The organism is Dehalococcoidia bacterium (assembly GCA_041649635.1).
Lineage (GTDB): Bacteria > Chloroflexota > Dehalococcoidia > E44-bin15 > E44-bin15 > JAYEHL01.
The window spans coordinates 64,609-78,851 of sequence record JBAZMV010000005.1; the positions used below are offsets into that span (position 1 = coordinate 64,609).

The window sequence follows — 14,243 nt, forward strand, 5'->3', positions numbered from 1 at the left end:
TCAAAAATAAAGAGGATATTTCCTTCAATCTTCTCTCGAAGCGGGGAATCGTAGAAGGCAGTTCACAATTGAAATAGCCATTAACATATGTTGACATATTACGCTATCCACATTAAAGTAATACTATCTTATATATACCAATAGACCTAATAGAGTCTTGTTAAGAGAGCAGAGATGACATGAATAGGCCGTAGTTTCAGATTAGCAAATCATGTAGGCGGATACGGTATGAAAACTACTGAGATCATTTTATTAGTGATAGGATTGACTGGCATATATATTATTAAGACCACCCAAAAAAGACAAGCAGGAGTAATCATTCTCTCTTCGAGATCCTGAAGGACAGATAATGGCGGCCAAACACGCGAGAAAAGCTAAGCCAGAAAGAAGTGGGATGACAGTTACAGGCATCGTTTTTTTCTGTATAGGAGTAGTGGAGCTTCTCGTCAGCCTCATTCTATTTATCATAAATAGGGGTATTTTTAATGAAGATTTAGCAGGCATACTGATATGGTTTGTTAATTATTTGATAGCACCAACCGGTTTCATTTCCGTACTGACAGGGGCAATTCTGTACGTCGTGGGTAAGAACAGAGAAACGATGCAAAGGAATCTCCACGAAGCGGACGATTCACAATCGGAATAGTTTTGGCAACTTATCCAAGAGGATATAGGAAAAAGATTAGTGGCATCGTTTTGTTCTTTTTAGGAGCAATGCTCTTTGTTACTTGTCTCATGTTGTCGTTTTCTTCTCTGATGGTCGAGCGTTATGAAGTAGGTCTTGTTTCTTTTATTGTAGTAATAACTTGTCTATTAATGGCCATCGCGGGGGTATACATATTCTTCAGAGGAAAGTCCGAGATGAAGAAACAGAAGAATCAAAACACTCCTCTAGCTTGACATATCGTCTCGTTGATATTGATCGTATCGTACTCAGCGTGCGCAGGGTCATGAGGACTGTGGTATGTCAACACCAAAACAGGGAGCAACCCTTAGCCTACATCATAAAATTCAGGATTTGAAACACATGAAAAGCCGATTGACAAAGTTCCATCAACGACATAGTATTTTCCCGATATTTATATTAAATATTTACTTATTTTAGAAGAATCTTCATGCGACTAACAAGTATATTTTTCATAGTGCTCCTAAGTGTCACTCTTGTTTCCACAATTGCCTGTGAGCCAGAAACCTATCATTTGAATACCAGCGTCAGCGGTCAGGGAGTCGTATTACCTTCTTCAGGGGAATATAAGGATGGAGAGGTAATTTCAGTGGCTGCCATCCCGGCGTCCGGTTGGGAGTTCGATCGTTGGGAGGGGTTTTATAACGTTAGTGAGAATCCGGTTTATATACGGATGGATTCCGATAAAAACCTGAGTGCTTATTTTATGGAACTCCCGACACCCACACCGACGCCAACGCCGTCCCCGACTCCTACACCTACTCCGACACCGAAGGGGCCGGAAAAAGCAGGCTGTTGTGATGATAATTGCTTTATGACCTTGGAAGATTATGGTAGTTCAATGAAAATAACACTTGGTGAATGCTGGGAGGATGGCGTATTTGCATATAAAGGAGAGTTCATATATGATGACGAGCCTGATAGAGGATATGACAATCTCAGAGACCCGTCGTATGACGAACTCATTGGGTTCCTTGCGGATGATAAAACCAATGAGATCCCTTATAGTGCGCCAGACTTTATGTGCTACCATTACTCAATGACAGTAAGAGAAAATGCTAATGACCAAGGTCTAAGGTGTGCAGCAGTAATGGTATCCTCTGTCGTACTTGAAGTCGGAGTTTACAGAACATCTGCACACACTATAGTAGCTTTTAATACTACTGATAAAGGGATTATCTACATTGAGCCGCAGAATGATAATATATGCCAGATTAGCGAGCAATGGCAGCCTTTTCTCTGTTGCGTGGAGAATATAGAAGAATTGGATGATGCGTGTAATCCAACCAACTTTCAATTCGAACGTTATATTTTCCGTATAATCCATATTTGGTAGTCTACTGTGTTATTTATATCGGCTTGCTCTATGGCTTGTCAAGCCCAATTTCTTGCAATGGAACAAAAGTCACATACAAAGCCTCCGCTTGCCATTATTATCAATTTATGTAATAAAATATAAACGAGCGGGGGGTGCGCCATGGTTTTCAGTTATCTTTTCGGCCGAGGGGGTTGAGGATCGCGAGAGCGGCCCGTGTGTGCCGTGGAGGAAGTGGGTGTAATGAACGAGGAACATGAGCTTCAGTATCAGGATATACAATATTCCCGTGTGGCCGACGATCAGTGGCGGCAAGTGCTTACTACCGAGCAATACGTGGTTACCAGGCGCGGGAAAACCGAGAGACCGTTCTCCGGCAAGTACCACGATTTCAAAGATGAGGGCGTCTATCAGTGCATTTGTTGCGGAACTGACTTGTTTAGTTCGCATGCCAAATTCGACTCGGGAACGGGCTGGCCTAGCTTCCATTCCACTATCGGCGATCGTGTTGTTGATACGCGCCCGGACAAATCGGAAGGCATGGAGAGGGTGGAGGTTCGCTGCAGAAAGTGCGGGGCGCACCTTGGACACGTGTTCGATGACGGCCCTCAGCCCACAGGCAAACGCTACTGCATCAATTCGGTGGCTTTAAAGTTCAAAGAAACATAAGTAGTCGTTTCCCTGCGGAAGCTTGTCCAACGGCGCGTAACCCGCGTTAATCATTCTCGGTTTTTATTGATAACACCATTTTTCAACCTTGTCACCGCGTCTATTTAAGTTATATAATTAGGCGCAGTCTGCAATTGCAAGGAGTACAAAATGCCTTCCTATACTTTCTTCGACGGTAAATTCACCCCGCTTGCCAAGGCGAAAGTCGGGGTCATGACTCATGCCTTCAACTACGGTACAGCCTGTTTCGAAGGCATACGCGGCAACTGGAACAAAGAGCAGGGACAGATGTATATATTCCGCATTAAAGAACATTACAAACGGCTGCTCGATAGTTGTAAAGTTTTGAAGATAGATCTGCCGTACAGCATCGACGAAATGTGCGGTCTCAGCGTTGAGCTGGTGCGGCGCTGCGGCTGCCGCGAGGATACATATATACGCCCGATCGCTTATAAGAAGACGGAGCAGGTCGGCGTCAGGCTGCATAATCTGGAGCCCGGGTTCGCTATGTTCGCCATGCCTTTCGGGGCCTATCTGGATATAGAGAAGGGTGCGAAATGCTGCATCGCGTCGTGGCGCAGGGTGAGCAGCGATATGATACCGATCAGGGCCAAGATAAACGGCATCTATGTCAACAGCGCCCTGGCTAAGACAGAGGCGTACGAGCGGGGTTTCGACGAGGCCATCTTTCTCACGCATGAAGGACATGTCTGCGAGGGCAGCGGCGAGAACATCTTCTTAGTAATCGACGGCAAGCTGGTGACGCCGCCCAAGTCCGATGACATACTTGTCGGCATCACACGTGACACGATCATGAAGCTGGCGAAGAAAGAGTTCGGCATCGATACCGTGGAGCGTTCCATCGATCCCAAAGAGATCTACACCGCTGACGAGTGCTTTATGACCGGCACGGCAGCTCATGTGACCCCCATCATCGAAGTCGAGGGGCGCAAGGTCGGCAAAGGCTCCATCGGCAAGACGACTAAAAAGCTCCAAGCTATGTATTTCGATGTAATACTTGGCAAGAACAAGAAATACATGAGCTGGTGCACCCCCGTCTACGATGGGAAGTAGTCGATGGCCACAAGAAGCAAAAATCCATTGACAGAAGCGCTTTGTGATTATATAGTTAATTTTGTTAATTATTAACGAAATAAACTATAAGTTTCGATCATCTATGACAATGAGAGATAGCGAATTAGATAGTATAGTCGACAACATACTTGTAGTTCTTCCTCTGTTTCGCAGGAGCTTCCGCAATATTGATTTCGATCGGGTGGCCGAAGGTCTGTCACATCCGCATATTATGGTCATGAGGATGCTTGAGGATCATGAGAGGCTGTCGGTCTCCGCTATCGGCGATAAGCAGTTCATATCCAGACCGCAGATGACTCATATCGTCGATAAGCTGGTGAGCTTGGGTATGGTGGAAAGAATCGTCGATGAAGACGATCGTCGTGTGATTAACGTTGTGCTCACGGACAGGGGCAGAAGCGTTATAAGACAGTGCGATACGATTATTAAAACCAGTATAAAGAAAAGCCTCGCTGTTTTAGATGACAAAGATATAGAGGAGTTGTCGTCGGCGCTGGGCAAGCTGGCCGCAATAGGCTCAAAAATAAAATAATATCGGTGTCGGATGAAGAAAGCAGAAGAGAGCACCATTAATAGAGATAATAAGAGTGCGGGACATCGCGATATGCCGAAACGGCAGGTGGTACTCACTATGGCCGGCATCATGCTGGCCATGTTCCTGTCATCGCTCGACCAGACCATAGTCGGTACGGCTATACCGCGCATCGTCGTCGACCTCGGCGGATTCACCCAGTACACATGGGTAGTCACTGCCTACATGATAGCCGCTACCGTTACAGTGCTCATCGCCGGCAAGCTCAGCGATATATATGGGCGCAAGTGGTTCCTCGTCGTCGGCATCGTAATCTTCCTGGCGGGCTCGGCGATGTGCGGCGCTAGCCAGGACATGGCTCAGCTCATCGGGTTCCGTGCGTTTCAGGGCATCGGCGCGGGAGCCATCATGGGGCTGGCATTCATCACTATCGGCGATCTGTTCCCTCCTTCGGAGCGCGGCAAGTACGCCGGTTTCATGTCGGCGGTGTTCGGCCTTTCATCCGTTATCGGGCCTACGCTGGGAGGCTTCATCACCGACAACCTGTCGTGGCGCTGGGTATTCTATATCAATATCCCATTCGGCATACTGATAATACTGCTCTTCATCTTCTTCTTCCCGCATGTAAGGCCTCAGGTAACGAAACGCAGGATCGACTACGCCGGCATGCTGGCGCTGATACTCACCGTCGTGCCTCTGCTACTGGCGCTGAGCTGGGCCGGCGTCGAGTACGATTGGCTTTCGCCGCAGATTCTCGGCATGTTCGTTTTCTCGGCTTTCATGTTCCTGGCGTTCGTGATTATCGAAAGCTATGCAGCGGAGCCCATATTGCCGCTGTGGATATTCCGCAATCGGATAGTAGGTGTATCATCCATCGTTACATTCTTTCTCGGATTCGGCATGTTCGCCTCCATTGTTTTCATCCCGTTGTATTTCCAGGGCGTGCTGGGCTCTTCGGCTACGGCCAGCGGCAGCTTCCTGACCCCGATGATGCTGGGAATGGTGGCCGGAGGTGTTATATCGGGCCAGATGCTGTCGCGCGCCGGCGGGCACTATCGCTGGCAGGGACTGTTCGGCATCGGAGTGATGGCCGCCGGGATGTATCTGCTTTCATGTATGACGACCGGTACAACTCATGCAACGGCGGTGTTCTTTATCATAATCACGGGCTTCGGGCTGGGCGTTACCATGCCGGTCTACACTATAGCGGTGCAGAACGCTGTGCCTTACAGGATAATGGGAGTGGCCACTGCAAGTAATCAGTTCTTTCGCTCCATCGGCGGCGTGCTGGGGCTGGCGGTGGCCGGATCGATACTTAATAACCGTTTCGCTTCCGAGTTTCTCGGCGGATTGCCGCAGGGTGTTGAGTCGGTCATGCCGCCGGGAAGCCTGGACTCGATAGTGGACAACCCACAGGCGCTGGTGAGCCCGGAGGCGCTGGAAGAGCTTACCAAGGCGTTTCAGTCTCTCGGCGATCAGGGGATGGCTCTACTGGATCAATTGATGACTACATTGCGAGAAGCTTTAAACTCGGGTATTACCGAGGTATTTTTCGTAGGCTTCTGCGTGGTCGGGGCAGCATTTGTCGTCAACTTCTTCATCAAAGAGATTCCGCTGCGAAAGCATCTGTGACAGTGAGGATATCGGGGGCGTCGTCGCATTACATAGCTATTTTATCAGCGACAGGAACTCCGACCGCGTCACGGCGTTGGAACGGAATATCCCCCTCATCGCCGACGTTACGATGTTAGAACCAGGCTTCTTCACCCCGCGCATCGTCATGCACATGTGCTCGGCCTCGATAACTACCGCTACGCCCTGCGGCTGCAGCGCTTCGACGATCGAGTCGGCTATCTGTGTCGTGAGACGCTCCTGAAGCTGGGGCCTCTTCGCAATTATCTCCACGACGCGGCCCAGCTTTGATGCGCCAACTACGCGCCCCTTTGGTATATAACCGATGTGGGCCATACCGTAGAATGGAAGCAGGTGGTGTTCGCACATGGAATAGAACGGAATGTCTTTGAGGATGACCATCTCGTGGTGTCCCTCTTCAAAGCCGACACTGAGCACCTCCCTGGGATCCTCAGTCATGCCGCGGAAGACCTCGGCGTACATCTCGGCGATGCGCCGGGGGGTCTCCCTGATGCCTTCGCGGGATGGGTCCTCGCCGATGGCGACCAATATATCATGAACAGCCTTTTTAATCTTATCCTGATCGATCATGTCCGGTGCTCCTCGTATCGTTTCGTTTTACTTACTGCGCTCTATCATCTTAATGTCGGCATTCGATGGAATGGTGTATCTATCGGCTCCCATATAGAGTACGGGCGAGACGTGGTCCAGGTCAACGGTTTCATCTTCGTTGAAGAGCGCTTTATCGAAATGAGTGGCGACTATCTCTCCAACCAACCAGATGTGGTCGCCGTACTTACGACTGTCGATTAAGCGGCATTCGTACGCGGCGTAGGCGTCACTAATTATCGGCGCAGTCGTCTTGATCGGTTCCTCCGTTTTGATATCGAACCTCTTGTACTTATCGACTTCGGCTCCGGATACGCTGCCCACCGATACTAACAGCTCCGCCTTGTCGAATGATAAGAAATTTATGGCGAACTCCTTCGCTTTTTCGATGAGTTTGTACGTGTAGCGCTTGGGCGCCAGCGAGACGCCGAACAGCGGCGGGGTGTGTGATATCGGGGAGTGCCATGCGGCGGCCATAATCCCCTTCTTACCCTCGAACTGTGCTGTTATTACGGCTGCGTGGCTCGGGTAATGATGATAGAAATTTCCACACCCCGGTATATTGGATTTAACCATTGAGACCTCCCGTTATCACCCTCAGCGCTGATGGTATTATACTAAAACTGGCGGGGGATTCTCCCACAACCTCCCCGTCGAGTTGCAGGAGCAACTTCCCGGATGTCTGTACATCGACACGTTTTGCTTTGTAGACGTCGACCATGGGATGGGTCGTATGTGTCCCCTTGTATAGTCTGGGGAAGTTGTACAGCAGCCTCAGTTTATTCACGTCTCTTACGGTGACTATGTCCAGCAGCCCGTCGCGGGGGTCGGCATCGGGAGTGATCTTCATTCCGCCGCCGAAGTAACGTCCGTTGTTTATTACGATTAGCAGTTGCCGCTCCTGCTTTATACGTCCGTCGATATCGAAGGCAACATTTTTAGCTTTGTATGAAGCGAATACTGTCGCGAAAGCCAGCAGGAACGGGATTGTTCCTCCCATACTCTTGAAACGCTTGGTGCGCTCGGCTACGGCGGAAGCGAAACCGAGAGACGCTGTATTGATGTAGAATCGACTATTTCTATACGAGTCGTTCACATATTCAGCAACACCTAAGTCTGTGTCGACGCTGCTGCGTTCGGCGATTAACTGACAGGCCTTGCTCAAGTCAGCCGGGATATTCAGGCTTCTGATGCAGTCCCGGCCGGTGCCGGTGCAGATGATACCGAGCGTCGCCATGCCCTTGCCGTCGTTATTGACGATTCCGTTAACCACCTCGTTCACCGTGCCGTCGCCGCCGACCGCTACGACCGTTTCATACCCGGCGTTCACCGCCTCTTTCGCCAGGTCGATGCCGTGCCCCGGCCCTTCCGTAAAAGAGGAGTCGAAATGGATGTCGTTTCTTTTTAGCTGCTCGCTTATTTCGGGCCATTGACGGGCGGTTCTGCCTCCCCTGGCGGCGGGGTTAACTACTACCTTTGTGCGAGGGGTGTGAACGGCTCCGGCGTGGTGCTGCGCGTCGGCCATCAGGATATTCCCGGGGTCGTTTCCATTTGGGATTTCTTCTGAGGAGAGTGTACTCTGATCGCGACCTCCAGTGCGGATGGAATCACCCGGAATACCGCCGGAGTCAGTCCGACTATCTCGCCGTCGATCTGTATGGGCAGCCTCTGCGGGGAATCGACGATGACGTTTCGCGCCTTGTGCAGTTTGATCTTCTGCGGGTCGTAGTATGTGCCGGTAAAGAACAGCGGGAAGTTCAGCAGGGCTTCCACCTTGCTGATGTCGCCGATTACGGCTACATCCAGCAGACCGTCGTACGGCGTTGCGCCGGGGAAGGCCCTCCCGCCGCCGAGGTAGCGTCCGTTGTTGACGACGACGCTGAAGTAGCGCTCCTCCCTCTTTTCGCCGTCGATGCAGATCAATACGTCCTTGTTACGGTATTCCAGCGCCTTGGGTATGACGCCTATGGCGTAAGGTATGCCGCCGCCGAGGACCTTGAGCCTGGTGTGGGATATAGAGCCTTCGATTACATCGGTAACGAACCCGATGCCCGCCGTGCTGATGTAGTAACGCCGTCTTACCTCGTTGTTATAGGTGCATTCCACGGCCCCGATGTCGATCTTGACCGTCTTGAAGTTCCTGAAGAGCTGGCACGCCCTCAGATAGTCCCTTGGGATGCCCAGCATGTGGGCGATATCGTTCTGCGTGCCTGCGGAGATAATACCAAGAGCAGCCCTGCATCCGCCGTTTTCATCCATCAGGCCGTTGACGACCTCGTTCACCGTTCCGTCTCCGCCCACGGCGATCACGAGATTATATCCTTTTTCAACAGCTTCTTTGGAAAGCGCAATGCCGTGTCCCTGGCCCTGCATAAATTCATAATCGAAGGGAAGGCCTGTGGTTCTGAGCAGCGTGTTGAGAATGGGCCACGTTTTGCCCGCGGCCCCGCCCCGCGACATCGGATTCACGATGACCTTAGCGTAATACATTGTATTACCCCAGCCCAAGGGCTTGCTCGATGGCAACCATATCCGCCGGCACCGGTTTCGGCGGCTCGGCGCACTTGATGGCCGTGTCCGGGTCTTTAAGCCCGCTGCCTGTGATGATGGCTACCGCCGTTTTACCTTTTAAGCTCAGGCCGCCTTGCGTTGCCTTCAGCAGGCCGGCTATGGATGCCGCGGATGCCGGCTCCCCGAAAACGCCCTCCTCCTGCGCCAGGATTCGGTAGGCGGCGAGTATCTCGTCATCGGTTACTGCGTCAATTATACCACCGGAGTCATCCCTTGCGTTAGTAGCCCCCTTCCAGCTTGCGGGGTTGCCTATGCGGATCGCGGTCGCTATCGTCTCCGGTTTTTCTACGATTTTATTCTGAACGATAGGAGCGGCCCCTGCTGCCTGGAATCCCATCATTTTTGGCTTCCTTGTCGATTTACCGGCGTCGTAGTATTCTTTATATCCCTTCCAGTAGGCGGTGATGTTTCCGGCGTTTCCGACGGGGATGAAATGGTAATCGGGAGCGTCTCCCAGCGTGTCGATAATCTCGAACGAACCGGTCTTCTGCCCCTCGATGCGGAACGGGTTTACGGAGTTCACCAGCGTAATAGGGTGTTTCTTGCTGAGGTCCATTACTATCTTGAGCGCCTGGTCGAAGTTCCCGTCTATCGCGAGGAGCTTAGCGCCGTATATCAGGGCCTGGGCCAGCTTGCCCAGCGCTATTTTGCCTTCCGGGATGATGACGATTGTCTTCAATCCGAACCTGGCGCCGAAGGCAGCCGCCGATGCGCTGGTATTTCCTGTCGAAGCGCAGATGATGGCCTTGCTCTTCTCCTCGACGGCCTTGGCCACGGCCATGACCATGCCGCGGTCCTTGAACGAGCCTGTCGGGTTGCAGCCCTCAAGTTTAAAGTAGAGCTTGCAACCGAACCTCTTCTCTATCGAGCGTGAGCGCACCAGGGGGGTATCACCCTCGCCGAGGGTCAGCATGGGGGTCTTATCGCTTATCGGCAGATATTCGCGGTATCTCTCTAAAACGCCTTGTTTCATTTCTATCGTCCTATTCTTTTCAATACCACCGAGTGCGGCGGCCAGTTTACCCTCTCATCCTCTGTGTCGGAGTGTATCTTCGAGAGCGCTATGAGAAGGTCGAAATCCATGTCCTCGAATTTGCACTGCATAAATTGCCCGCCCATCAGGTCGTTCTTATCCGCCAGAGGCATCTCTCCGGAAATTTTCCTGTGTAAGATGAAGTTTACCACAAATGGCTGCGCGTCGCCTTGCAGGGCGAGGCGGATATCCCGCTCATCGCAGCCGGATATCTCGACCATCCCGGACGGATGCTCGGGGGCTATCGACAGGATTGTGATATTTGATCTGGACTGAAGCGACGGGTCGCCGTGCGCGGAGTGCCGCGTGCGCTTGATGATTTTCGATTGAGTCAACCCTTCATCGATGACGGACAGCTTTCCTCCTTCGAACGATTCAGGTTCTGCCTCGGGCAAATGTATGCGTATGATATCGCGTTCCTCGGTCGAATCGCCGTCCGATGCCGCAATCTTCCTGAAAAGTCGGAAGTATAACGAGTTATCCGCGCTGTCGGCGATAAAGCTCGCGAATTTATAGTCCCGGCCCTTATAGCCGAATAGTATGCGAGTGTCTTGTGGTTTGACGGATTTAATTTCGTCCATTTGCATACAGCCGAAGCCGGGAGTTGATAGTTCCTTGCGGGCCTCCCGATGTTCTATAGTCTAATCTTCGACCCTGATGAAATTGGAGATCTCTTTAATCACGTCGAGGCGTGATATCTTGGCCATTGCTTTCTGCATGGCCTGCTCATTTGCCGGATAGGTCATGAGAACTATCTCGGCGGCCTTCTTGGAGACGTCGCTTTCCTTCTGGATCACCGACGAAATGCTCACTTCTTCATCAGCCAGCGCCTTTGATATTTTCGCCAGCACGCCGGGCCTGTCCACGGCGTTCATCCTGAGGTAGTAACGCGTCGTTATTGCAGACATCGGTTTGCCCCGCTTTTTCGGATCGAGGCGCAAAGTCGGCGTCAGGCTGATGCCCCTGTTGATGCGCTGTGCCACATCGATGACATCGGCGAGTATGGCGCTTGAGGTAGGAGCGGCGCCGGCGCCCCGCCCGTAGAACAGCACCCGTCCCACCAGGTCCCCCTCCACCTGCACGGCGTTGTAAACCCCGTCGACGCTGGCAAGCAAGAGGTCTTGAGGCAGGAACACGGGGTGTACCCGAACTTCGATCGAGCCCTTCTGTTCCTTGGCTATTGCAAGGAGCTTGATTTCATAGCCCAGCTCGTTGGCGTAACGGAAATCGCGAGCCGTCAGGCGCGAGATTCCTTCATGATAGATGTCTTCCGGTTTTATCTTTACGTGGAATGCCAGCGTTGCCAGTATAGTGAGCTTATAGGCGGCATCTATGCCCTCCACGTCATTCTTAGGATTAGGCTCTGCGTAGCCCAGCTTCTGCGCCTGCTTCAACGCCGTGTTGAAATCGATCTGTTCGGAGGACATTCGCGTCAGAATATAGTTTGTAGTGCCGTTGATGATGCAGTGTAGCGCGGATATATCATTGGCCAGCAGGTCCTGCTTGAAGGGCGCTATCAGCGGTATGCCGCCGCCGACCGTCGCTTCATACATGATATCGACGCCGTTCTCCTGTGCCAGCTTTAGAAACTCGGGAAAGTGCTTTGCCATGACCTCTTTGTTAGAGGTGACGACGTGTTTTCCCTTGCCTAGTGCTTTCTTAATGAATTCTGCGGCGGGATGTTCTCCGCCCAGGACTTCGATGACGATGTCGATGTTCTTGTCGTTGAGTATGTCGGATGATTTCTGTGTAAACAGGGTCTTATCGAGCTTGGAGGCTTTTATCTTGGCGGAGTCTTTTTCCAGGATGCGTACGATTTCGAGCTTGCATCTCGCCTGTGATGAAAGCGCCCCGGCCTTCTCAAGCAACACCCTGGCCACGCCGCTGCCTATGACTCCGTATCCGAGGATGCCTATGCCGATGACGCCCTTCTTACTCACTCTCAGCGTCCTCCGTTACTGCAACTGTTCGACGGCCCAAGCGTATACTTCCGCCAGGTCTAGTTTAAGATTGCGTTCCACCTTGTCCGCGTAGGCTTGATAAAACCATTTATCTAACTCGGCGCTTCCGGACTGCTGGCGCAGGGTCTCGTCTATAGGGCCGTCTTTGCGGTCCAGTACTTTGATAACATAGTATCCCGTCCCGTAGGGAAACGGGTCGCTTATGTTGCCGATTTCTATGGAAAACGCAACACTATCGAATTCTTCCTCCATAAATCCTTTGATCAACCATCCGGAGCTACCTGTATTACTATACATCTCCGCAAGCGTCTCAAAATCATTTCCATCACGCCAAAGCTGAGTTACTTCGTAAGCATTGCTTTCGTTAGAGAGAAAGAAAGTTTCCGCGGCCACCTGTTCGCCTGATTCTGGAATCTGGTCTATGTAATATAAGAGCAGATCTTGCTTGAGCAAGTCGCCCTTTACAAATTTACGAAATTCCTGATCGGAGAGGCCCATGTTGTTAATCATGTCCTGGTATTGCTCTTGAAAATTGGTGTCGGTTATAGACTCGTTATCTGTTTGAAACATAGAACGTATAGTATCAGTGACTTCGGCGTCGGATACAGTAAGCCCAAACGATTTAGCGCTATCTTCGATTAATATGTTTCTTTCAATATTGATTAGCGGGGCTTCGCTAGTAATTGTTGAAGAATTGTATGCGCCAACTGCAAAGAGGAGCTTCAATTCGTCCGCATAGTCCGCTTTCTTGATGGCTACAGTGCCGGAATCAGTTTCAACTTTGCTCAACCAGTCGCTGGAGCGGGTGGCCACGAAGCCGCCTACGATAATTCCAAGCACTGCCACAATTATGACGACGCCCGATAAGAACGTGATCCGCTGCCTGCGCTTCTCCCGTTGCCAGCGCGCTACGCGACGCGTGGTTACATGTTTGGATACGGCCTGTTTTTGCTGGTTTTTTCCTTTTTTTGCCATCGTCCTGCAAATTCCTACAAGGATTCACTGATTACGGTCAAGGCGGTCTTGAAATTCACTAGTGAGCTAAATAGCTTTGCGGAATTATCTAATCCCGCAGTCCTACTCTACCTGAATCGCGAATGTGTTCAGGAGTGAACGGCAGCAAGGCGATGTGTCTTGCCCGCTTTATCGATTCCGCTAATGTGCGCTGATGTCTGGCGCATGTGCCCGTGCGGCGCCTGGGCTCTATCTTGCCGCGGTCTGAAATGTAGCGCTGGAGCATGGCCACATCCTTGTAATCTATAACACTGATATGGTTAGCGCAGAACGTACAGACCTTGCGCTTGGGTACGAATTTACGGGACCTGCCCCTTGTGTCCCTCCCTTTATTTTTCGATGCTGGTCTACTAGGCTTCCTTCCCGGCATTTTTTATTCCTTCCTAAATTACTTAAAACGGCAGTTCTTCCGGAGGCACTTCCTCCCCGCCATCCACAGCCTCATCCGGAAGCGGCGCCGCTCCGGCGCGGTCTAGGAATATGACCTGGTTGGCTATTACCTCGGTGCTGAACCGCTTGATTCCTTCCTTGTCCTCCCAGGATCTTGTCTTGAGTCTTCCCTCAACATATGCCATGCGGCCCTTGGCTAGGAACTGGTTACAAAGCTCGGCAAGCTTGCTCCAGGCCACGACGGTGAACCACTCCGTCTCCTGCTTTCTCTCGCCTTCGGGTGTAGTGAACGTCCGAGAACTGGCCATACGAAAGGATGTTACGGGCTGTCCGCCGGGGGTGAATCGCATCTCGGGATCTGTGCCGAGGTTTCCGATAATCATGACCTTGTTAAGGCTTGCCATTATTCACTTCTCCCCTTAAGCGTCTAATCTAACCAGCATGTGCCGTATGATGTCATCCATAAGTTTCAGGCTTGCTTCCAGCTCGGTGGCCAGCTTGGGGTCGAAACTACATTTAATGAGGGCGTAATTACCCTCGGTACATTTCTTAATAGTGTATGCCAATTTCTTCCGTCCCCACTGATTGACTTCGGCAACGGTGCCGCCGCGGTCGGTTACGAATGTCTTCAGCTTCTCTAACGTTGCAGGGACGTCGTCATCTGCAACTGACGGATTGACGATCACAACAAGTTCGTAGTCGTGCAATACAATTACCTCCAGATTTATCGCCTCAAT

General features: G+C 51.3%; 17 protein-coding genes. 6 read left to right on the forward strand and 11 right to left on the reverse strand.

Annotated features, from left to right (window positions below; translation table 11 throughout):
- The first annotated feature begins 349 nt into the window (after positions 1-349).
- From WC562_07980 to WC562_08005, 6 genes are all read left to right on the forward strand, one after another.
- Positions 350-646, forward strand: a complete 297-nt coding sequence (locus WC562_07980) for a hypothetical protein (protein MFA5056092.1) — start codon at positions 350-352, stop codon at positions 644-646.
- A gap of 469 nt (positions 647-1,115) precedes the next feature.
- The gene (locus WC562_07985; GenBank protein MFA5056093.1) at positions 1,116-2,021 is read left to right on the forward strand and encodes a hypothetical protein; all 906 of its coding nucleotides are present in this window, start codon (positions 1,116-1,118) and stop codon (positions 2,019-2,021) included.
- Positions 2,022-2,243: 222 nt separating this feature from the next.
- Positions 2,244-2,669, forward strand: a complete 426-nt coding sequence (gene msrB, locus WC562_07990) for a peptide-methionine (R)-S-oxide reductase MsrB (GenBank protein ID MFA5056094.1) — start codon at positions 2,244-2,246, stop codon at positions 2,667-2,669.
- A 150-nt stretch (positions 2,670-2,819) separates the two neighbouring features.
- On the forward strand, positions 2,820-3,743 hold the full coding sequence (locus tag WC562_07995) for a branched-chain amino acid transaminase (protein MFA5056095.1): 924 nt from the start codon (positions 2,820-2,822) through the stop codon (positions 3,741-3,743).
- Positions 3,744-3,846: 103 nt separating this feature from the next.
- On the forward strand, positions 3,847-4,296 hold the full coding sequence (locus tag WC562_08000; protein ID MFA5056096.1) for a MarR family transcriptional regulator: 450 nt from the start codon (positions 3,847-3,849) through the stop codon (positions 4,294-4,296).
- A gap of 12 nt (positions 4,297-4,308) precedes the next feature.
- Positions 4,309-5,928, forward strand: coding sequence for an MDR family MFS transporter (locus WC562_08005; GenBank protein ID MFA5056097.1), 1,620 nt, complete (start codon positions 4,309-4,311; stop codon positions 5,926-5,928).
- Positions 5,929-5,964: 36 nt separating this feature from the next.
- Here the strand turns inward: WC562_08005 and folE are convergent, their stop codons facing one another.
- The 11 genes from folE to rpsF form a co-directional block, all read right to left on the reverse strand.
- On the reverse strand, positions 5,965-6,519 hold the full coding sequence (gene folE, locus WC562_08010) for a GTP cyclohydrolase I FolE (protein ID MFA5056098.1): 555 nt from the start codon (positions 6,517-6,519) through the stop codon (positions 5,965-5,967).
- Between the two features lie 27 nt (positions 6,520-6,546).
- Complete coding sequence (locus WC562_08015; protein MFA5056099.1) at positions 6,547-7,113, reverse strand: flavin reductase family protein; 567 nt, start codon at positions 7,111-7,113, stop codon at positions 6,547-6,549.
- Positions 7,106-8,062: a diacylglycerol kinase family protein gene (locus WC562_08020; protein MFA5056100.1), complete on the reverse strand. Its 957-nt coding sequence runs from the start codon at positions 8,060-8,062 to the stop codon at positions 7,106-7,108. Before WC562_08020 ends, WC562_08015 begins: the two co-directional genes overlap by 8 nt.
- Positions 8,062-9,027, reverse strand: a complete 966-nt coding sequence (locus WC562_08025) for a diacylglycerol kinase family protein (protein MFA5056101.1) — start codon at positions 9,025-9,027, stop codon at positions 8,062-8,064. Before WC562_08025 ends, WC562_08020 begins: the two co-directional genes overlap by 1 nt.
- 4 nt (positions 9,028-9,031) lie before the next feature.
- Complete coding sequence (thrC, locus tag WC562_08030) at positions 9,032-10,081, reverse strand: threonine synthase (protein ID MFA5056102.1); 1,050 nt, start codon at positions 10,079-10,081, stop codon at positions 9,032-9,034.
- Between the two features lie 2 nt (positions 10,082-10,083).
- Positions 10,084-10,722, reverse strand: a complete 639-nt coding sequence (locus tag WC562_08035) for a hypothetical protein (GenBank protein ID MFA5056103.1) — start codon at positions 10,720-10,722, stop codon at positions 10,084-10,086.
- 60 nt (positions 10,723-10,782) lie between these two features.
- Positions 10,783-12,081: a homoserine dehydrogenase gene (locus tag WC562_08040; GenBank protein MFA5056104.1), complete on the reverse strand. Its 1,299-nt coding sequence runs from the start codon at positions 12,079-12,081 to the stop codon at positions 10,783-10,785.
- 15 nt (positions 12,082-12,096) lie between these two features.
- Positions 12,097-13,077 carry a peptidylprolyl isomerase gene (locus WC562_08045; protein ID MFA5056105.1) on the reverse strand — a complete coding sequence of 327 codons (981 nt, stop codon included), beginning with the start codon at positions 13,075-13,077 and terminating at the stop codon, positions 12,097-12,099.
- A gap of 88 nt (positions 13,078-13,165) precedes the next feature.
- Positions 13,166-13,486: a 30S ribosomal protein S18 gene (gene rpsR / locus WC562_08050; GenBank protein ID MFA5056106.1), complete on the reverse strand. Its 321-nt coding sequence runs from the start codon at positions 13,484-13,486 to the stop codon at positions 13,166-13,168.
- Positions 13,487-13,508: 22 nt separating this feature from the next.
- Positions 13,509-13,910: a single-stranded DNA-binding protein gene (gene ssb / locus WC562_08055; GenBank protein MFA5056107.1), complete on the reverse strand. Its 402-nt coding sequence runs from the start codon at positions 13,908-13,910 to the stop codon at positions 13,509-13,511.
- A gap of 15 nt (positions 13,911-13,925) precedes the next feature.
- Positions 13,926-14,213, reverse strand: coding sequence for a 30S ribosomal protein S6 (gene rpsF / locus WC562_08060; protein ID MFA5056108.1), 288 nt, complete (start codon positions 14,211-14,213; stop codon positions 13,926-13,928).
- Positions 14,214-14,243 lie beyond the last annotated feature (30 nt).

What these genes read in the sequence shown, in the direction of transcription:
- WC562_07980 (MFA5056092.1), top strand. Translation starts at nt 350, where the DNA reads ATGGCGGCCAAACACGCGAGAAAAGCTAAGCCAGAAAGAAGTGGGATG.
- WC562_07985 (MFA5056093.1), top strand. Translation starts at nt 1,116, where the DNA reads ATGCGACTAACAAGTATATTTTTCATAGTGCTCCTAAGTGTCACTCTT.
- msrB (MFA5056094.1), top strand. Translation starts at nt 2,244, where the DNA reads ATGAACGAGGAACATGAGCTTCAGTATCAGGATATACAATATTCCCGT.
- WC562_07995 (MFA5056095.1), top strand. Translation starts at nt 2,820, where the DNA reads ATGCCTTCCTATACTTTCTTCGACGGTAAATTCACCCCGCTTGCCAAG.
- WC562_08000 (MFA5056096.1), top strand. Translation starts at nt 3,847, where the DNA reads ATGACAATGAGAGATAGCGAATTAGATAGTATAGTCGACAACATACTT.
- WC562_08005 (MFA5056097.1), top strand. Translation starts at nt 4,309, where the DNA reads ATGAAGAAAGCAGAAGAGAGCACCATTAATAGAGATAATAAGAGTGCG.
- folE (MFA5056098.1), bottom strand. Translation starts at nt 6,519, where the DNA reads ATGATCGATCAGGATAAGATTAAAAAGGCTGTTCATGATATATTGGTC.
- WC562_08015 (MFA5056099.1), bottom strand. Translation starts at nt 7,113, where the DNA reads ATGGTTAAATCCAATATACCGGGGTGTGGAAATTTCTATCATCATTAC.
- WC562_08020 (MFA5056100.1), bottom strand. Translation starts at nt 8,062, where the DNA reads ATGGCCGACGCGCAGCACCACGCCGGAGCCGTTCACACCCCTCGCACA.
- WC562_08025 (MFA5056101.1), bottom strand. Translation starts at nt 9,027, where the DNA reads ATGTATTACGCTAAGGTCATCGTGAATCCGATGTCGCGGGGCGGGGCC.
- thrC (MFA5056102.1), bottom strand. Translation starts at nt 10,081, where the DNA reads ATGAAACAAGGCGTTTTAGAGAGATACCGCGAATATCTGCCGATAAGC.
- WC562_08035 (MFA5056103.1), bottom strand. Translation starts at nt 10,722, where the DNA reads ATGGACGAAATTAAATCCGTCAAACCACAAGACACTCGCATACTATTC.
- WC562_08045 (MFA5056105.1), bottom strand. Translation starts at nt 13,077, where the DNA reads ATGGCAAAAAAAGGAAAAAACCAGCAAAAACAGGCCGTATCCAAACAT.
- rpsR (MFA5056106.1), bottom strand. Translation starts at nt 13,486, where the DNA reads ATGCCGGGAAGGAAGCCTAGTAGACCAGCATCGAAAAATAAAGGGAGG.
- ssb (MFA5056107.1), bottom strand. Translation starts at nt 13,910, where the DNA reads ATGGCAAGCCTTAACAAGGTCATGATTATCGGAAACCTCGGCACAGAT.